Genomic DNA, 18,331 nt, shown 5'->3' with positions numbered 1-18,331 from the left:
GGTCATCCCTCCTGCCTTGCCTGCTTCAGGTCCTGCACGTAGGCGTCCAGCCGGTCGAAGCTCTCGTTCCAGAACCGCTCGAACCCGCCGGTCCACTCGTGAACCGGCCGCAGCCCGCGGGCGTCCAGGCCGTACAGGCGCTGCTTGCCCGCCTTGCGGTCCCGCACCAGCCCGACCTCTCGAAGCACCCGCAGGTGTTTGGACGCCCGCGGCTGGCTCATCCCCAGCTCCCGGGCCAGGTCGGTCACCGGCCGCTCACCCGCCCGCAGCAGCACCAGCATCTCCCGGCGCTGCGGCTCCGCGATCGCGTTGAAGACGTCCGAGGTCGTCGCCGCTCGTGCCATGGCCGCAATCATATGCCCATATCGGAATGCGTCAAGGCGAGCATGAATCAGGCGAGGTCTTGTCAGATGGACGATCGTGGCCTTGTCGTCCCAAGCTCCGCGGACGAGGTGGGCGGATACTGGCGGGATGCAACATCCCGAGCGCGAAGAGGTCGCGGCATTCCTCGCCCTGCACTCCGGCGGCACCGGCGGCACTGCCGGCGACCTGGAGCCCCTCACCGGCGGTGCGTGGTCATCGGCATGGGCCTACCGTGCGGGCGGGGAAGAGTTGGTGATCCGCTTCGGTCGTGAACGTTCCTGGTACGAAGCCGACCGGATGGCCATGGCCTTCAGCGGACCGGATCTGCCGGTGCCCGAGGTCAGGGAGGTGGGGGCCACGCCGACCGGACTGGCGTACGCCATCTCGGTACGCCATCACGGGCGGTTCCTGGAGGACACACCGGTCGAGCGCGCCGACGCCGTCGCTCCCACCCTCACCCGACTGCTCGTCGCGCTCTACCGGGTACCCGCATCCCCCGGTACCCCGGTGATGTGGCACCCGGCCGGTGCACCGGTCGGCAGTTGGCGGGATTTCGTCCTCGGTAAGCTGATGGACGATCCGGGGGGTCGGGCGCCCGGTTGGAGGGCGGCTCTGGACGCCGACCCGAAGCTCGCGGCCCTGTCCACGGCCGTCTGCGAGCGGGTGGCGACACTGATCGAGGCGTGCCCCGAGCGCCGCGATCTCATTCACGGTGATCTCCTGCACGGCAACGTCCTGGTGAGCCCGGACTGCCGCCGGGTTCAGGCGGTGCTTTCCTGGAAGTGTTCTGTACGCGGCGACTTCCTCTACGACGCCGCCTGGTGCAGCGTCTGGGGTCCGGTGTTCTACCCGGGGATCGCCGCCGTCGACCCGCTGTCCGGACTCCTCCAGGACCCGGACCTGCGAGCCGACCAGAGCGCCCTCGTCGACGCCGCCGTACGCCACCACTGCTACGAGTTGCAGATCGGCCTCACCCACCTGGGGTGGAGCCTGGGTACCTGGAAGCAGGAACATCTCACCGCCACCACCGAACTGCTCGCCGAGATCCTCGAACGCGGTCCCCTGCCCTCGACCGGCGCCTGAGCAGGCAACCGCCGACCACATCGGACCGACCGAAGGAAGCCGCGCAGGCCTGCCGGCAACTGTCCCTTGACGGTGACACATTCACGGGTCTACCTTGCCGTTTAAACCAATCGGTTGAAAGGGGGACTGGTGCCGGCCGACACCCTGTCGAGGGTCTTCACCGCCTTGGCCGACCCGACCCGCCGCGACATCGTGGCCCGGCTCTCGGTCGCCGACGCCACGGTGAACCAGCTCGCCGAGCCGTACCAGATCAGCGTCCAGGCCGTGTACAAGCATCTGCGGGTGCTGGAGGAGGCGGGCATGGTGCGTCGGTTGCGCGGCCCGCAGCCGCGGCCGGTGCATCTGGAGACCGGCGCGCTCGACCTGTTGGACGAATGGCTCGAGCAGTACCGCCGGAAGGCCGAGCACCGCTACCAGCGCCTGGACCGCGTACTGACCGGGATGGGCGAGGCCGACGAACACAGGGAGCCCCAGGCATGACCAGGATCGAGGCGGACCCCGCGGTCCCCATCATCCGCATCGCACGCGAGTTCCGGGCGACGCCGGAGCAACTGTTCCGGGCACACACCGACGCCGACCTGTTCAGGCAGTGGGTAGGACCGGAAACCATGCGCACACGGATCGACGTCTGGGACGCACGTACCGGCGGCAGCTTCCGGTACGTGTCCATCGCCGGCGACGGAGCGGAGTACGGGTTCCGCGGCTGCTTCCACGAGGTACGCGCCGACCGGATCGTGCAGACCTTCACCTACGAGGGCGAACCCGACGGGGTGGCCCTGGAAACACTGATGTTCGACGACCTCGGCAACGGCCGAAGCGGGCTGCGCACCCAGTCTCTGGTGGACAGCTTCGAGGCACGCGACGCCTGGCTGAAGAGCGGTATGGAGACCGGCGTCGAAGATGGCTACTCCAAACTCGAAAGGATGCTGTCCGATGGCACTGTTTGACCTGCTCCCGGCTGAGCGACACCGCGAGATCGCCGGCGGATTCAGAGACCGCGTCCGGGGCGCGAAGGACTGGGACGCTCCTGCGCCGGTCGCCGGCTGGAACGCTCGGGACGTGGTACGCCACCTGGTCGAGTGGTTCCCACCTTTTCTTGCCGCCGGCGCCGGCATCGAACTGACCGCAGGACCCAGCGTGGACGACGACCCGGTCGCGGCCTGGGAAACGCAGTGCGCCGCGGTCCAGGCGCTGCTGGATGACCCGGAGACCCCGCAACGGCTGCTGTCCAACCCGCACATCGGTGAAGTGCCCCTGGACCGGGCGATCGACCAATTCTACACCTCCGACGTGTTCATGCACACCTGGGACCTGGCCCGCGCCACCGGGCAGGATGACCAGCTCGAGCCCGAGTTCTGCGCGGCGCTGCTGAGCGGCATGGAGCCGATCGACGACCTGCTGCGGTCATCGGGCCAGTACGGTCCAGCCGTAGCCACTCCCGACGATGCCGACCCTCAAACCAGGATGCTCGGCTTCATCGGCCGCGACCCGTTCTGGACACCGCGTTGACCGGTATTCGTCGGGCCGGCGCTCAGATCCCTGGTTTGGCTTCGTGAACAATCCTGCGCGGGTCACCGTGGGCTGGCTGGGGCTGATCGGCCTCGTCCCGTTGCTGCTTCTCTACGTCGTCAGCGGACTCGTCGCACCGTGGTGGGCGGTGACAGTCTTCGTCGTGGTCTGGTGCCTGCTGCTCCTCACCGCCTTGCGGTCGTTCCGCCGCCGGCCGCTACTGACCCTCGCTCTACCCCTCCTGGGGTTGGCGTGGTGGTACGCGGTCCTGTGGTTCGGGGACCAGTTCCTGAACTGGACCGCGTGACCTCGCCGGTTCGGGGACCGGTTGCTTTCAACCGGTCTGGTCGGCAGGCACGACGAGGGGCTTCAGTGCAGCCAGCGGATTTGGTTGAGGTCGGCGGTGAGTTGGACGTTCTTCCAGGCGTCGACGTCCCAGTGGGCTTTTCCCGTTGCGTAGATGGCGACTCGCATGTGCCGGTAGTGCCGCTGCAGGTGCCGGGAGTCGGCTATGGAAGGGCACAGCTCATCCTTCAGCTCGGCCGACTGGACGCACAGGATGACGATCGTCAGATCCGCGCGCGCGTTGTTCCTGGCCGGGTAGAAGACCACAGAGCGGGAGTCGGCGCGATCGTGACCTGACACCGTTGTCTGGTCGTCTGCGATCTGCGCGGTGGCGTAGTGGTACGACGTGGGGTAGTCGTATCCAGCGGGCAGGGTGACGGGCAGGACCATCCGTACGCCGCGGACCACATCCAGGTGCATTCGTACGTACGCCCGAGTGGACGGTCCAGGCGGCTCGGGTGGGGCGGCCGGCGTGGTGGCGTGCCAGAAGACGAGGACCGCGGCCAGCAGGCCGAGCGCGACCACCGAAGGCATCCACCTGGGAGCCGGCTTCATGCCGGGATCATGACAGAGCCCTTCAGGTGACGGGCATGAGCTCCTGCCCCACGCCGCTCCTGGACGACCGGGGCCGCCCGGCTTCGCCTGAAGGTGCTCCCGCCTGGGCGCGGCCCCGATCCCACGTACCGATGATCGACTTCGGGACTCGCCGACCGGGGCCTGGGGGTGGCCCGCGGTACGGTCGCCGAACCGCGGGCAGGTCGTCACGCGGAGCCGCTTCGGAGGAGATCAGTTGCTGACGTCTCTTTACCACGTACAGATTCCCGTGCGAGATGTCGACGCTGCAGTCGCGTGGTACGAGGAGTACCTCGGCTTCACTACTGCGGCGCCACCTGACGGGCGCCACGCGTTCCTTCGTTCCGAGGACGGGCCGTTCCTGATGCTGTGGCAGACCGACGACGCAGGGCGAGCCAACTTCACCGTTGCGGGCGAGACTTTCCCGGTTCTTCTCTACCGGACCACTCGGATACACGAGCTCCACGACAGGCTGGCGTCGTCGGGGGTGAGGATCACCACCTACCAGGACGATGGTCATCACTGGGTCCTGAAGTTCCTCGACCCCGAGGGCAACATGTGGGGGGCGCTGCAGGACAACTGACGCGCGGATTCAGCGCAGCCAGATCCTCTTGTAGAGGTCGACGGTGAGTTCGACGCGCTGCCCGGGCCTGTCCGACCGTCGTGGGTTTCAGCAGGCCGGCTCCAGCTCGTCCAGTTCGTCGTACGGCGTCTCGGGCGTGGCGTCGTGGCTCTGGTCTGACCGCCGGGGCAGCCGCAATGCGACCGCGACCACGACGATCGCGAGAACCGCGCCGACCTGGAACGCGAGCCGCATCCCGCCGAGCTGGGCGAGGCCGGCGGTGACTCCGCTGGTCGTCAGTTGGTCGGCACGCATGGTCACCACGGTCACCGCCAGCGCGGTACCGAAGGCTGCGGCGACCTGTTGCAAGGTGGCCACCATCGAGCTGCCGTGGGAGTACAGGTGCGGCGGCAGGGCACCCAGCCCGAGCGTGAAGACCGGTGTGAAAACGGCGGCCAGCGACACCATCAGGAGCATGTGCAGCCCGAGCACCTGCCAGTACGGCATCGTCATGGACACCTGGGTGAAGCCGGCGAGCGCGGCCACGATCCCGAAGGATCCGGGAACCACCAGCACCCGCCCACCGAACCGGTCGAACAACCGCCCGACGAGCGGGCCGAGCAGACCCATGGCCACGCCACCGGGCATCACCAGCAGGCCCGTCTGGAGCGGGCTCAGGCCGCGGAGGTTCTGCAAGAAGAGGGGCAGCAGAATCATCGAGCCCATCATCGCCATGAACGCCACCGACATCAGGATCAGCCCCTTGGCATATGTCGCGTGCCGCAGCGTGCGCAGGTCCATCAGGGGCGAGTCAGCGCGCTGCAGACGCAGTTGGCGCATCACGAAGACCCCGATCGCGGCCAGCCCACCCACGACGACCATGACCGACCGGGCGGCCCCGGCCTCAGCGAACTGGGTGAGTCCATAGACCAGCCCACCGAAACCGAGAGCAGCCAGCATCACGCTGAGCCAGTCGATACTGCTGGAATGCGGCTCGCCGACGTTTTCGAGGCGGCGCAGGCCGAGCCAGGTGACTGTGCCCGCTATCGGCAACACAAGCAGGAACAGGATCCGCCAAGAGCCGTGCTGCAGGACGAGACCCGAGACCGTCGGCCCCAGGGCGGGGGCTACCGAGATTGCCATGGTCACGTTGCCCATCACTCGGCCTCGATCACTGTCGGGCACCACGGTCATCAGAGTCGTCATCAGCAACGGCATCATCACCGCCGTGCCGACGGCCTGGATGACGCGGCCGAGGAGAAGCACCTCGAAGACCGGCGCGGCCGCAGCGATCGCAGTACCAACAAGGAAAACACCCATCGCGGTGGCGTAGGCACGGCGAGTGGAGACTCGCTGGAGGAACCAGCCGGTGACCGGGATGACCGCGGCCATCGTCAGCATGAACGCGGTGGAGACCCACTGCGCGGCCTGCTCGGTGACGTGCAGGTCGACCATCAGTCGCGGAATCGCGTTGATCATGATCGTCTCGTTGAGGATCACCACGAAGGTCGCCAGCATCAGCAGCCGGATCACCACAGGGGTGCGGCCGGGCGCGTCTGCGGTCACCGTCGCTGCGTCGGCTGGCATGATTCCTCGCTCGGAGTAAGTGTCCTCGCAGCCAGCGTCACGGCTGACGGCCTCGAAAGTCGCGGTCATGCTAGATCAGACCGGCGCACTGCCTACAAGTCATCGGTGACGACATGCATTCCTGAGAACCGCGCGCCCGATGCATCCGAGTCTCGGGATGGCCGAAGGTCAGCGCGGAGATCAGCGAGGCCTCTTCCTCACAGGGTCCATGCCGGTATACACCCGCACCTGTTGCCCCCGCTCGGGAGCTCTTTGACGTTTCCCGCCGGCGTCGTTGACTCTCGTGCCCCGGTCGTCGCCTCGACTCGCTGCCGCTGCGTGGTTCGACGGTGGCGAGCGTTGATCATTAACGGCTGGTGAGGGCTGTTCGGGGCACGTAAGGGGACGGCTACGTGGAGCATCGCGTCGGCCCACCCCTGTCTTGCAGAGGAACCTCGCAGTCTCCGCTGCGCTGAGCGTAGGTCCTGCCCCTGGTCAGGTCCTCTCGTTCTGACCGTTGTTGACCGTTGCGGACCATGATCGGCCCTGGCTTGGGGCACGCGGAGGGCACGGAGACGTCAGCCTGGGGTCTCCTGGCATGGACGGCGTGTTGATCGAGGAACGTCTCCCGATGGATCCCGACCTGTCGGAGCTGCTCGCCGCTGCGTTCAGCGAGTTGGTGGATCGGTACGGATCTGAGGGCCGGTCGGCCGTTCATCCGGAGGCTCGGTATCTCGTGGCTGTCTGGAGGACCTGGCGAGTCGCTCGGGCTACAGGACGCTGAAGGTGGCGACGGGCGTGCGACAGCCGGAAGCGAGCGCCCTTTACGAACGCTGTGGATACCTGTCCGCCGAGCCCTACGGGAAGTACGTCGGCGTACCGCTGATCAGGTGCTACGAGAAGGCGCTGCCTTCACGATGTGGCCACAGCGGCCCGTGCGCTCACGACGCTGAGGTCCATCCTGGAGCACGCGGTGGCTAACGGCCGGATCAGTCAGAACGTAGCCGCCGGCGTTCGGCCTCCTCGCCAGAAACGGCGGCGGCCGGCTCTACGTGAACACGGTGAAGACCGCCCAAGCCCGCACGGTCCCGCTGGCCGCCGAGCTCGTGCCCGTCATCGACCGTTGGACGGCCGACAAGTCGCCTCAGGAGTGGCTCTTCGCCGCACCCGAGGTGGGCCGCTGCGGGAGTCGAGTTGGAAGCGGTCCGTGGGCTGGCACCGGGCGGCTGCATCAGTGGCCGGAGAGGAAGAAGCCCCAGGACAGTGATCATGGTGCTGGCCTGGGCTTTGGTGGGAGCTCTGCACGGGTCCGAACGAGTGGGAATTGAGACCACAACTGAGACCACGCGGCGCGGTGGGAGGGCACCCAACGAAGCAGTGCGACAGGTGTCTCATGGGTCACCGGCCATCGATACGAAGACCGCCATCATCACGATGAAGGTGAGCACGGGCAGGCAGATGCAGACCACGAGCAGGACCCAGGCCCACGTCGGCATCCCCGGGTCGTGACGGCTCATAGCGTGATCTTGCCAGGCCACACACCGATTGGTAATCGAGCCGGCTACTACGGATCCAGCGCATACAGCTGCCGTGCTCCTGGAGGGAACAGGCAAGGCGGCTGCCGGCCTCGTGGGTCCCCAGTGGGTTGCTCGTGTACGCGTGAGTCAGACTCTGGTGGTGTGAGCGTCTACCTGATCACCGGCTCCTCCGGCGCTGGCAAGACCGCCGTGGCCGAAGAACTTCAGCGGAGGGGCTACACGGCCTATAACACTGACACCATGCCGGAGGTTACAAGCCTTTACGACATGGCGACCGGTGAGGCTATTAGCCTTCAGAACTGGCCGCCTGCCCCACTCGACACCAAGCGTTACCACTGGAATTGGGACCTTCAGGCTCTCAGGAAATTGTTCGACTCCGGTGACCCAGTGTTCGTCGCTGCTATCACTTCGAACACGAAGGAGAACCTGCACCTTTTCGATAGCGTCTTCGTGATCAATCCGACCGTGGAAACGATCATGCATCGGTTGATTACTCGTACTAGCAACAACATCGGCAAGCACCCGGATGAGTTGGCCGGCATTCTCGAAAGCCACACCAAGTCTGCCGCAATGTGGCAGTCGCTTGGGGCCACGCTTGTCGACGGCGACCAGTCCCTTGGCGAGGTCGTCGACACCATCCTGTGCCACATCAAGTCTGGGCCGCCTGGCTGATCGGGCGGCGCAAGGTTCTGCGGGCAGTCAAGGGGCAGTGGGTTTGGCCGGTGTCTACGGTGTTTCCATCGCGCAGACGAGGATCGCCGACATGCTTCAGACGATGCCGCCCACCCTTGGAGCTAGACTGCGCTGCGCGACCTGGAGCACCTCAACTGGTGACCGCTCGTCGGCGTGCTCGATCATCACAAGGGGCCAGCCATTACGGCGAACCGCGTCGAGGGTCACCGCACGCTCCCGCTGGAGGTACCTCACCGCCGACGCGACGTCGGTTACCGGAGGAGTGACCTCGTACCGGCCGAGTTTGTCGACGTACCAGCCCAGCCACTTATCGTCTTCTCTTGCTGCTGCTCGGGACAATCCGATCTCGGCGCGCCCGTCGAGAAAGACCATCACCGGAGAGAGCGGTGCGAGCACCTCGGTGAGATCGGTCATGAACGCGTCGATCGTCTCGTCGGGGTAGTTCATGGCCAGCAGCGTCGGGACGAACGGTACCAACGCGTCTGCGACCACGACATCATCGCCGCTCTCCAGGACCGCCGACACGAACTCGGCGGACGCGGCCATCAACGTCTCCACGTCGACGGTGCCGGTCGCCCGGAACATGTCGGCCACTGCACCGAACTGCGGCCGGGTGAGGATCTCCTCTTCACGGAAGTGGTCCACCTTCAGGCCCGCGTCGGCCAGCCAATAGGACAGGCCCGCACACAGCGTCGACTTGCCCATGCCGGCCGATGCTCCCCACACCGCGATCAGCATCGCCACGGCCGCAAGGCTAGACCGTCTCCCGGTGCCGCGCGTAAGAAACAACGGCTGTTGTTCGCCCGCTTCGTATCTCCTGATCTGCCGCATGTGTACTGCAGCGCACCGCGTGGCGACACGGTTGCGAGTATCCGCACGACTGCGGGGCTCTCTTACACAAGACGCGGCCGTGCCCGTCGGGCTGTGCCGTGCATGCGGGGGGGCGAAGCGAGGATGTCCGCCGGTATGCCCCAAGGGGTGTACGCGGCACGCGTCCAGGTGTCCGCAGCGGCGAAGTGCGGGCTGGTGTCAGCCGTCTCACCTGCTCCGGAACACTGAGTGCGTCAGTGTCGACCAGAATGTCGAAGGACTCGTCCTCGACGTTTCCGTAGTCGCGCTCGACCAAGCCCTTCATCTCGTCCGCGCGCGAAGGCTCGCATCTCTTTGCGGACTCGAACGAGCAGCGCAGGTAGACGAGGACGACTTCGAAGCTTGCCAGGCGCTCAAACAGATCGTCGAGGACGAAGCTCGCACCCGGGTCCTTTCTAGCGACGAGCTCAATCACGACGTCGTTGCCAGCCTCGGCCACGGCGGCCACCGCAGCATTGCCTCCAGCCACGATCCGCCTGAGCACCTTCGGCTCTGACCATGTGCGCCTCGGTGGAAGGTTGGGCGTGAAGGTATCCAGGTCGATGCCGAGCCATGGTTCGTCCATGTCGGCTTGAAAGGCCCGAGCGAGCGTCGACTTGCCTGAGCAGGGGATTCCGTTGAGCACGATGACGCGCCTGCGCGTCGCTGGCTCAGGTTGGTCCGAGAGAGAAGGACATGTCAGGCATCCTCGTCTAGGGCGTGTCTCCCAGTTCGCGTAGCCAGCTGATGATCGCGCCGAGCACGACACCGCCGCGGTAGGTCAGGGCGAGCTTGTCGTACCTGGTGGCCAAGCCTCGCCACTGTTTCAGGACGTTGAAAGAACGCTCGATGACGTTGCGCCCCTTGTACGCTCCATCCAAAGGTGGTTCAGCGAGTGCTGGGGCATGCCACCGCTTCGATGACGATGGACCTGTACGGGCACCTGCTGGACGTCAACCCATGGACCGCCGCCGGGAAGGTCGGGGGCATCTCGGGGGCATTTCCCGCGACCTCCGCCGGGGACGAAGAAGCCCCAGGACAGTGATCATGGCGCTGGCCTGGGGCTTTCGATGGGAGCCGCCTGTGGGAATCGAACCCACGACCTACGCATTACGAGAACCACCGCCAACACCCAACCAGCCCTCCACCAGCAACTACACCCCCACTCACTCCCCCACCAAGCCCACCGTTCGCCAAAAGCTGACACCAGTTCATGCCACAAGCCATGCCACGAATACGTGACCGAGCCGTTGTTGTGCGGCTCCTTGTCCCAGACGCGAACCCAGAACGACGTGCCCGGCCCGACCCCGATCTCGGTGTCCTCCTCCGCTTGCGGACCGCCGTACTCGTGAACCTTCATCTGTACGGCGGACCGACTCTTCAGAGAAACCCGCGATCCGATGGGAAACCCGGAGTAGCTCGTCGAGTTCCGGTGCGTGGCCAACCGGCCTACGGAACCACGATGAGCTTGCCCCGAGTGTGACCGCCCTGGCTGACCTTGAAGGCTTCCGCTACCTCGTCCATGCCGTAGGTGGAGGCGACCTCGACTCTGAGGCGCCCCTCGTCAGCAAGCGCGGCCAGCCGCGCCGTTTGGGCACCATCCGGCCGCACCCAGATAATCCGGCCACCGTAGGCCTCGACGTCCCAATCGGCGACCGAAGCGTGGCGCCCGCCCGGCTTCAGCACCGCCAGCGTCACCTCGAGCTGACCTCCGACGAAGTCGGCCACCGCATCGACTCCGTCCGGAGCCAGTTCCCGGACCCGATCGGCCAGACCCTCGCCGTAAGCGACCGGCTCCGCGCCGAGTTCGCGCAGGTAGGCGTGGTTGCGTTCGGAGGCAGTGCCGATTACCCGCGCTCCGCGAGCCCGGGCGATCTGCACGGCGAAGCCGCCGACACCTCCAGCGGCCGCGTGCACCAACAGCGTCTGGCCGGCCTCCACTTCCAGCGCGTCGAGCGTTCGTAGCGCGGTGCCACCCGCCAGGGGCAGACCCGCCGCCTGTTCCCAGGTGAGCGAGGCGGGCTTACGAGCCACCATGTGCACCGGTATCGCCATCTGCTCGGCGAAGGATCCGTCGCGCAGAACGTCCTTGCGGGCGTAGGCGATCACCTCGTCGCCGAGCTGAAACTCCGGCGTGTCCATGCCCAGACCGACCACGACCCCGGCGACGTCCCATCCGGGAATCACCGGGAACACGGCGTCGATCAACGCGTCGAGACCGCCCGACATCGCCTTCCAGTCGACCGGGTTCACGCCGGCGGCACGCACCTCGACCAGAACCGAGCCGGGAAACACCTTCGGGGTGGGAAGCTCTCGCACCTCCAGGATGGCCGGGTCCGAGCTGTACTCGGGATAGACCACCGCACGCATTTGGATCTCCTCTCGTAACCGGTCACCTCCTACAGCCCATAGTGCCGCCAGACATCCCGTGGGCGCGGGCTCATGGCGTAGCCATGGGTAGAGGCCCAGACGATCGGCAGCGAACTGCGTCGAGGGCGACAAATGCGCTGGTCAGAGGATGGCTGGGGTGGGAAGACTCGAACCCCCATCATCAGATCCAAGAGGCGATGAGTGGCGCTAACCCCGTGCTGACCTGCGGCGATGCTGGCCCAGCGGGACGCCCGTCGAGGAAGGGGAGACGACGCGCCAGACTGCGACTGAGCGCGCTCGGGACCTTGACGACACGAGTTGGAGGCTCGTGTCGGTCCAGCGTTGGTGTGTGTGGTCGTGTGATGATCCGTCGCTATGTCGGTGGTGAGAATCGCGGTGGCGCAGGGTGTCGGAGCAACGGACTTCGCAGACCCGGACTCGATCCGGGAGCAGGGGCGCCAGGTTCGTGAGTTGATGAGGGTCGCGGCCGGCGGTGGCGCGCGACTCATCCTCTTCACGGAGGCGGCTTTGACGGGTATCCCAAGTTGGCGCCGGCTGGCGGAAGCGGACTGGTCAGGAGTGGACTGGCCGCTACTCGCGGCGGAGCGGCACCAGACGATCGAGCATGCTGGGGAACTCGCACTGTGGACGGTTGTCGGTTCGGTACACCACGAGCCCGGTGTCGAACGACCGTTCAACAGTCTGTACGTGATCGGCGACGATGGAGTCCTGGTCGGACGGTACGACAAGCGGTTTCTGTCGCCCCGGGAGGCGGCGGTCCTGTACGAAACAGGTGACCACGCGACCGTCATCACCGTGGACGGGATGCGCTTCGGTTGCGCCATCTGCGTCGAGGCGCGTATGCCGGAAGTGTTCATCGAGTACGAATCGCAGGGCATGGACTGCGTGCTGCTCGCCAGTTACAGCGATGCTCCACCAGCGGAGTCCCTGGATGATCGGCGACCATTGGCGTACGCGCTGCTGACGGAGATGTGGATCGCGTTCGCCGTTCCTGGCACCGCCCCGGGAGCTACGCCCTCGGGAGTCGCTGCCCCAGATGACCGATGGTTGGCCCGTGGCGTGGCCGATGGAACACCCCAGGTCGTATTTGCCGACCTCGACCCGGACAACCGGACTGTGCATCCGGCCTACGACTCCGGACGAGCATGGCGAGCACGCCACGCTCCGACAATGCGAAGCCGACTCGGCAAGGTCGAACTGCTCGGAAGTCATGCCGGCGGGGGTAGCGTGCGCCCGTGACAACCGAGGAGTCCGCGCCGGCGTGGTCTGCCGACACGATCGGACGACGGCTGCGCGCCTTCGCGGAAGAGCTTGAACGCGAGCCCGGCCCCACCTGCACGGTGCGCCGCCAGTGGGAGAGCTACGTCGAGGGAACCGGCGGATTGGTGACCGAACTGATCCCTTCCCGGACAGACGCGCTGGCGGTGACCTTGACCGACTTCGGTTCGGACTTCCAGCTTGAAGCCGGCCAAGGCCCGAGCGGCAACTGGGAGATCGACGAACGAGACGACCAGGCCGTGGAGTTCATCCAGTCAACCGTCCACGCCATCATCGCCGGCCGGGTCAGCGAGGTGTTCGGGACCAGCCGATCCCGGGTCGCGATGATGCATGCAGACCACTCAGACCGGCTATGGACGGACTCTGCTTGCATCCTTCCCCAACCCGGATGGCCGACCCGCGGCCGCAAAAGACGCATTTCACCATGCCCTGCCGCACATTCGGGCAGGCAGTGGGCGCGCCTCTTTCCTCTAACGTCTGCGACGTAGTGTGAGAGCGGTGGCTGCGCCGTTTCCGGGGGAATGGAACGTGACCCTATGTCCATCAGCGAATCCTTCGCCGGCCGGCGCGCGCTGGTCAGTGGTGGCACGAAGGGTACCGGCGCCGCCATTGCCAGACGCTTCCGCGAGGGCGGAGCGACCGTGCTCGTCACCGCCCGCAGCCGTCCCGACGATGTTGAGGCGAACACGTTCATCGCCGCCGACCTGACCACCGTCGAAGGCGCTGCCCAGGTCGTCGCCGAGGTGAACGCCCGCGTGGGCGGAGTTGACATACTGATCAACACCCTCGGCGGATCTCAGGCACCCGCCGGAGGCTTCGCAGGGCTCAGCGAAGACGACTGGGCCCGGGAATTGAACACCAACCTGATGGCCGCCGTCCGCCTGGACCGCGGCCTGCTCCCGGGCATGATCAAGGCTGGCAAGGGAGTGATCGTGCACGTCACGTCGATCCAGCGGCGCATGCCGCTGTGGAACGCCACGCTCGCCTATGCAGCCGCCAAGGCCGCGCTGGCTACTTACAGCAAGGGATTGGCCAACGAGGTCGCCCCCAAGGGGGTGCGCGTGACTGCCGTCTCCCCCGGCTTCACCCAAACTACCGCCGCCGACCAACTGATCGCCCGCATCGCGCCGGAGGCGGGCATCACCCATGAGGCAGCACTGGGCCGACTCATGGACTCCCTCGGCGGCATCCCGCTCGGCCGCCCAAACCGGCCGGAGGAAGTGGCCGAACTGGTCGCTTTCCTGGCCTCTGACCGGGCCTCGACCATCGTCGGAGCCGAGTACGTCATCGACGGCGGCACCACACCGACCGTCTGATCGGCGATCCCGGGAGGACCGTCATGCCCGACATCCAGCCACAGACCATCGCCGTGGACGCACTGCCGGAGGCCATCGCTCGCTACCTTGAGGCGCACCGCACACACGACACCACCGCCGGCCTTTACCAGCGATGCCATCGTGATCGACGATGGCAACACCACCTCGAAGGCAACTTCCCCGGCCGTCGGAGGAGGCGACGGACACAACCTCGGTGAGGTCGATAGTCGGCTTACCCGTGCCGGTGTCCACGGGCGCGTTCACCGGCACAGGCACACCGGAGAGGGTGTCGTCCAAGCCCTTCCCGACGATCCGGACCGTGTACGTCCAGTTCGACGGGTCAAGGTCAGGGTCGTCGGGGGCGAGAACCTCTATGGCGAACGAGCCAGTAGCGCTGTCGGTGTTCACCGTCGCGGACTTGTTGAACAGCGCTACCTTCGCGGACCGCACCATCACCCGCGTCGGGGAGGGAGTGAACGTCAACGACGCCGAAATCGGCTGCCCGGCCGTGTCCAGGAGCCTGCCCTGAACAACGGTCGTGTTGGCGGTGGTTTCGTTGGGCGCCTACACCGAGGGGAAGGAGGCGATGTTTCCTACACTGACATCGAAGCGCCCTGGGCCGTGGTCAAGAGCAACGACAAGAAAGGTGCCCGGCTCGAGGCGATGCGGTTCGTCCTGAACCGGTTCGACTACCCGGACCAGGACCTGGCTGCGGTTGGTACGCCGGACCCGCTGATCGTTGGCCCCGTACGGGGCACGACCGGCCCGGTCCGAAGCGCACCCAGGTCATCCGCCCCACCTGTACTGCCACGCGTACCTGGACTACCTACTCCCGTTACAGCATGATCGCTGATTTGGTCGGGGAGGCTCATCATGCCGATGTGGCACATTTATCATCCTTCGGGGGCGTACACCGCCGAGGAAAAGAAACAGTTCGCGGCGCGAATTACCGGACTGTATACCGACCTGCTCGGCTTGCCGAGGTTCTACGTGAACGTGGCGTTCAATGCCTTCTCGGCGGAGGACTTCTTCGTTGGCGGGGAACCACACGACAGGTACGTGAGGATCTGGATCGACCACATCGCACGACGTACGCCTGACCCCAGCGTGCGCAGGTGGTGGATGGAAACCATCAATCAAACGCTGGCGCCATTTCTCAGGGACCGGGACCTTCACTGGGAGATCCACGTCGACGAGACCCCATTCGAGTTCTGGACAATCGACGGATACTTTCCTCCTGCTCCAGAATCGCCGGACGAGCGGCGGTGGGCCGAGCAGAACGGGCCATCTCCGCTGGTTGGCGAGTAAGCTCGCAGAGTTCGGGCCAGCCTCCTTCATGGTGTCGGTCGGCCGAGTAGCGCGCGAGGCCGCGAGTCCAGGATCGTCTCGGCCTCGCCGCTGATCGCGCACACCACCTCAGCGGCCGGGCGGATGCTATCGACGAAGACCGCCGACTGGCCGTACATGATCTCGCTCGTGTCAGGTTCGGGCGGTGCGGCGAAAGGTTCGGCGTTTTCTGCACTCCGGTGTTCCTCTGCGTGGTCCCGCAGGGCTGATTCGCGCTCTGACCACTCGTTGGTGAAACGGTTACGGCGGACGCGTTCACCGATAGCTGTCGGCCAGGGCAGCCCTGACACGATGTCGTAGGCCCGCGTCCACACGGTGTCGCCGCCGTCGCTCTCGACGATCAGGCGCTTGTGTACGTCGTGCACCTCGACCGCCTCGGGTGTAGCGAGGAACGCCGTGCCCAGCCAGGCGCCGTCCGCACCGGCAACGAGGGCGGCGGCGAGGGTTCGCCCGTCGCCGATGCCACCCGCGGCCAGCACTGGGACATCGGGGTACCTTCGCACGAGCCCGGCCAGGAACGGCAACAGGCCCCACGTCCCGGTGTGACCGCCGGCCTCGTTGCCCTGCGCCACCAGGACATCGGTACCTGCGGCAACTGCCATCTCGGCGTCGTTGTAGTTCTGGACCTGGCACATCACCCGGGCCCCGGCGTCCTTGGCCCGGACGAGCCACGGCCGGGGATCGGCGAACGACAAGGCGATGACCGCTGGCCGTGCCTCGATCGTGGCCTCGAACAGCGGCTCGGTGAACGGCAGGAACGGTGTGATAAACCCGACCGCGAACGGCCGGTCCGTCGCGGCGCGGATGATCTCGATCTCCGAACGGATCCAGTCGGGTCCCTTCCATGGATGTGTACCCCCGAAACACCCGAGCCCGCCCACTGCGGAGACCGCAGCGGCAAGTGTCCCGCCGCTGTGCAGGGCCATGGGGGCCGACATCACCGGATAGGCAAGCCCGAACATGTCGGTGAACCTGGTCCGCAACATGGCCGAACCCTAGCCGTGTAACGACGCGTCGACGGGCGACACGGCACGACACGCAAGGAGGTCATGCGGATTGTTGCGAGCTTGCCCCCACCGCTCCAGTCTGGCAAGCCAGCCGACTGCAGCCCAGCCGCCCGGATACCACTGGCAGGAAGGTGGGGACGCCTTCTGCTGCCACGGTGCAGATTACATGCCCGCCAACCGTGCACGTGTATCTTGAATCTGCAATTTTGTCGACATCATGAAACGGCAATAGAATCTCCGATGAGTCGGCCAAGATTTAGCAGTTTGATTACGTGGTAACCTACCTTTTAGCGTCGGCATCTGAGGTCAGAAGAGCATTTTCCTGCGCACTCCGTGCGACTCGAGCAATTCTTTCCGGTTGTCAGTGAAAGCGGGGCAATGTGATGCAGATGCGAGCAGCCCGGATGTACGGATACGGGGAACCCCTTCGAGTCGAGGAGGTGCCCGTACCAGAATCCGGATCAGATGAGATTCTGCTGAAGGTTGCGGCAACTGGGATGTGCCGAAGCGACTATCAACTCCTTGACGGCTATTTCAAGGACCCGTTCCCCGTCACGCTCCCCTACATCCCCGGCCATGAGATCACGGGCCGAGTGGCGCGACTGGGCAGCGGTATACCGAAAACGGTGGGCTACTCGGAGGGCGACATGGTGGTCGTCAACCCCAGCTGGGGAGACGGCACGTGCCGACAATGTCGCGAAGGCAACGAGCAACTCTGCAGCGGCAACGGCCGCTGGGTGGGCTTCGGTCCTCCGGGAGGCTTTGCCGAGTACATGGCTGTGCAGTACCGACATGCGATCCCGGTTTCGGAGGAGGCCGCGAAGGCGCCTGAGCTCCTCGCGCCCATGACCGACGCGGGTATGACTCCCTACCGTGGGATGAGGAAGCTCCGGGACGCAGGAAAGCTCGGCCCGGACCGCACCGTTGCAGTGACAGGTATCGGCGGGCTGGGAAGCTACGCGGTTCAATACGCGAAACTGCTCGGAGGCGGCGCGACCGTGGTGGCCTTCGCGCGCACGGACAGCAAGCTCGAATTGGCGAAGGAGAACGGCGCGGACCACGGGATCAACGTCAAGGACAAGTCCACCGACGCCATCCAGGCCGAACTGGAACAGCTGACCGGCCGAAGAACAGTCAACGCCATCCTGGACTGCGTAGGCAGCGAGACATCCGTCTCAATGGGGTTTGACCTGCTCGGCCCCGAGGGGGCATTAACGGCCGTAGGCCTCATGAGCCAGCGCGTCGAGCACCGTCAGTTCCCCTTCGTAGGCACCGAGCTGTCCTACTTCGGTTCCTTCTGGGGCAACCACTTGGACCTCGTCGAAGTGCTCTCCCTCGCCGAAGCCGGCCTCATCAAACACAACGTCACCAAAGTCAAGCTCGAGGACATCAACAAGAACCTGCAGGCCCTGGGGCGCGGCGAGGTCTCTGGACGACAAGTCATCGTCTTCGAATGACCGCTCGACCTGGCGGTTCGGACCGACATGGGCGCGCGCCCGTGCGCTGTCTGGATGCACCCGGCGAGGCGGTCGATCCTATGGTCCGCTGCAGCGTGCCGTGGGTGGTCTTCGCTGTGTGAGCTTCAGCGATCATGGGGCGGCAATATGGACGGCAACCGTAACGGCTGGAAGGACGCCTCGTGAGCCAGAATCCGCACCCTCCGAATCCACACCCTCCCCGCCGCCTTCCCGAGGGTGTGGGCGACCTGCCCGCACGTATCGAAGCCAGACGACGCCGAGCCGTGTGGGCGCTGGCCAACGCTCCGGACCGTGTGGACCGCATCATCGACATACTCAGCCGACCCCGCACCGTCCGCGGCAGGGCCAACGCCGGGAGCAGATGCATCGGCTACGGGAACGCGTCCGCAACGACACCGTGATCACGGACTTCTTCCGCGCCCGGATGATCCAA

General features: G+C 65.9%; 21 protein-coding genes and 1 pseudogene. 13 read left to right on the top strand and 9 right to left on the bottom strand.

Translation table 11 applies throughout. From position 1 onward, the window contains the following. Positions 1–2: 2 nt before the first annotated feature. Positions 3–344 (bottom strand): ArsR/SmtB family transcription factor, encoded by a 342-nt coding sequence (locus BLU27_RS09440; protein WP_092652465.1) that lies wholly within the window; start codon positions 342–344, stop codon positions 3–5. A gap of 127 nt (positions 345–471) precedes the next feature. Here BLU27_RS09440 and BLU27_RS09435 point away from each other — a divergent pair, with 127 nt between their 5' ends. The 5 genes from BLU27_RS09435 (at position 472) to BLU27_RS09415 (ending at position 3,262) form a co-directional block, all read left to right on the top strand. Continuing rightward, positions 472–1,446 carry a phosphotransferase family protein gene (locus BLU27_RS09435; RefSeq protein ID WP_092652463.1) on the top strand — a complete coding sequence of 325 codons (975 nt, stop codon included), beginning with the start codon at positions 472–474 and terminating at the stop codon, positions 1,444–1,446. Between the two features lie 129 nt (positions 1,447–1,575). Further along, the gene (locus BLU27_RS09430; RefSeq protein WP_338417595.1) at positions 1,576–1,926 is read left to right on the top strand and encodes an ArsR/SmtB family transcription factor; all 351 of its coding nucleotides are present in this window, start codon (positions 1,576–1,578) and stop codon (positions 1,924–1,926) included. Continuing rightward, positions 1,923–2,393 (top strand): SRPBCC family protein, encoded by a 471-nt coding sequence (locus tag BLU27_RS09425; RefSeq protein WP_092652461.1) that lies wholly within the window; start codon positions 1,923–1,925, stop codon positions 2,391–2,393. The genes BLU27_RS09430 and BLU27_RS09425 overlap by 4 nt, the downstream gene beginning before the upstream one ends. Next, positions 2,380–2,955 carry a TIGR03086 family metal-binding protein gene (locus BLU27_RS09420; RefSeq protein WP_092652459.1) on the top strand — a complete coding sequence of 192 codons (576 nt, stop codon included), beginning with the start codon at positions 2,380–2,382 and terminating at the stop codon, positions 2,953–2,955. Before BLU27_RS09425 ends, BLU27_RS09420 begins: the two co-directional genes overlap by 14 nt. 43 nt (positions 2,956–2,998) lie before the next feature. After that, complete coding sequence (locus BLU27_RS09415; protein WP_241827876.1) at positions 2,999–3,262, top strand: hypothetical protein; 264 nt, start codon at positions 2,999–3,001, stop codon at positions 3,260–3,262. 62 nt (positions 3,263–3,324) lie between these two features. On the opposite strand, the gene BLU27_RS09410 is transcribed toward BLU27_RS09415, so the two are convergent. Further along, complete coding sequence (locus BLU27_RS09410) at positions 3,325–3,855, bottom strand: hypothetical protein (RefSeq protein WP_092652457.1); 531 nt, start codon at positions 3,853–3,855, stop codon at positions 3,325–3,327. A gap of 235 nt (positions 3,856–4,090) precedes the next feature. On the opposite strand from BLU27_RS09410, the gene BLU27_RS09405 reads away from it, so the two are divergent. After that, complete coding sequence (locus BLU27_RS09405) at positions 4,091–4,456, top strand: VOC family protein (protein WP_092652455.1); 366 nt, start codon at positions 4,091–4,093, stop codon at positions 4,454–4,456. 87 nt (positions 4,457–4,543) lie between these two features. Here the strand turns inward: BLU27_RS09405 and BLU27_RS09400 are convergent, their stop codons facing one another. Together BLU27_RS09400 and BLU27_RS30815 are read right to left on the bottom strand one after the other, a co-directional pair. After that, positions 4,544–6,022, bottom strand: a complete 1,479-nt coding sequence (locus tag BLU27_RS09400) for an MDR family MFS transporter (RefSeq protein ID WP_241827875.1) — start codon at positions 6,020–6,022, stop codon at positions 4,544–4,546. A gap of 1,370 nt (positions 6,023–7,392) precedes the next feature. After that, positions 7,393–7,518: a hypothetical protein gene (locus BLU27_RS30815; RefSeq protein ID WP_277869288.1), complete on the bottom strand. Its 126-nt coding sequence runs from the start codon at positions 7,516–7,518 to the stop codon at positions 7,393–7,395. A gap of 162 nt (positions 7,519–7,680) precedes the next feature. On the opposite strand from BLU27_RS30815, the gene BLU27_RS09390 reads away from it, so the two are divergent. Then, positions 7,681–8,211 (top strand): AAA family ATPase, encoded by a 531-nt coding sequence (locus BLU27_RS09390; protein ID WP_092652449.1) that lies wholly within the window; start codon positions 7,681–7,683, stop codon positions 8,209–8,211. Positions 8,212–8,307: 96 nt separating this feature from the next. On the opposite strand, the gene BLU27_RS09385 is transcribed toward BLU27_RS09390, so the two are convergent. The 4 genes and pseudogenes from BLU27_RS09385 to BLU27_RS09370 form a co-directional block, all read right to left on the bottom strand. Continuing rightward, complete coding sequence (locus tag BLU27_RS09385) at positions 8,308–8,976, bottom strand: hypothetical protein (protein ID WP_092652447.1); 669 nt, start codon at positions 8,974–8,976, stop codon at positions 8,308–8,310. Positions 8,977–8,986: 10 nt separating this feature from the next. Next, positions 8,987–9,727, bottom strand: a complete 741-nt coding sequence (locus tag BLU27_RS09380) for a phosphotransferase-like protein (protein WP_172804920.1) — start codon at positions 9,725–9,727, stop codon at positions 8,987–8,989. Positions 9,728–9,794: 67 nt separating this feature from the next. Then, positions 9,795–9,968 (bottom strand): annotated as a pseudogene (locus BLU27_RS09375) (transposase); the annotation flags it as partial. Positions 9,969–10,530: 562 nt separating this feature from the next. After that, complete coding sequence (locus BLU27_RS09370) at positions 10,531–11,451, bottom strand: NADP-dependent oxidoreductase (protein WP_092652443.1); 921 nt, start codon at positions 11,449–11,451, stop codon at positions 10,531–10,533. Between the two features lie 396 nt (positions 11,452–11,847). On the opposite strand from BLU27_RS09370, the gene BLU27_RS09365 reads away from it, so the two are divergent. From BLU27_RS09365 to BLU27_RS09340, 5 genes are all read left to right on the top strand, one after another. Continuing rightward, complete coding sequence (locus tag BLU27_RS09365) at positions 11,848–12,711, top strand: carbon-nitrogen hydrolase family protein (protein WP_206744645.1); 864 nt, start codon at positions 11,848–11,850, stop codon at positions 12,709–12,711. After that, on the top strand, positions 12,708–13,238 hold the full coding sequence (locus BLU27_RS09360; RefSeq protein ID WP_092652439.1) for a hypothetical protein: 531 nt from the start codon (positions 12,708–12,710) through the stop codon (positions 13,236–13,238). Before BLU27_RS09365 ends, BLU27_RS09360 begins: the two co-directional genes overlap by 4 nt. 48 nt (positions 13,239–13,286) lie before the next feature. Next, on the top strand, positions 13,287–14,066 hold the full coding sequence (locus tag BLU27_RS09355; protein ID WP_092652437.1) for an SDR family oxidoreductase: 780 nt from the start codon (positions 13,287–13,289) through the stop codon (positions 14,064–14,066). Between the two features lie 151 nt (positions 14,067–14,217). Further along, positions 14,218–14,595 (top strand): hypothetical protein, encoded by a 378-nt coding sequence (locus BLU27_RS09350; protein WP_157728364.1) that lies wholly within the window; start codon positions 14,218–14,220, stop codon positions 14,593–14,595. A 344-nt stretch (positions 14,596–14,939) separates the two neighbouring features. Then, complete coding sequence (locus tag BLU27_RS09340) at positions 14,940–15,374, top strand: tautomerase family protein (RefSeq protein ID WP_092652433.1); 435 nt, start codon at positions 14,940–14,942, stop codon at positions 15,372–15,374. A gap of 26 nt (positions 15,375–15,400) precedes the next feature. On the opposite strand, the gene BLU27_RS09335 is transcribed toward BLU27_RS09340, so the two are convergent. Next, positions 15,401–16,399 carry an NAD(P)H-dependent flavin oxidoreductase gene (locus BLU27_RS09335; protein ID WP_197681752.1) on the bottom strand — a complete coding sequence of 333 codons (999 nt, stop codon included), beginning with the start codon at positions 16,397–16,399 and terminating at the stop codon, positions 15,401–15,403. A 425-nt stretch (positions 16,400–16,824) separates the two neighbouring features. Between BLU27_RS09335 and BLU27_RS09330 the strand changes: the two genes are divergently transcribed. Next, positions 16,825–17,877, top strand: coding sequence for an NAD(P)-dependent alcohol dehydrogenase (locus tag BLU27_RS09330; RefSeq protein ID WP_092652431.1), 1,053 nt, complete (start codon positions 16,825–16,827; stop codon positions 17,875–17,877). The last annotated feature ends 454 nt before the right edge of the window (positions 17,878–18,331 follow it).

The organism is Actinopolymorpha singaporensis (assembly GCF_900104745.1).
GTDB lineage: Bacteria > Actinomycetota > Actinomycetes > Propionibacteriales > Actinopolymorphaceae > Actinopolymorpha > Actinopolymorpha singaporensis.
The sequence above is the reverse complement of the archived record's forward strand: the minus strand, read 5'-3'. Positions and strand labels throughout refer to the sequence as shown.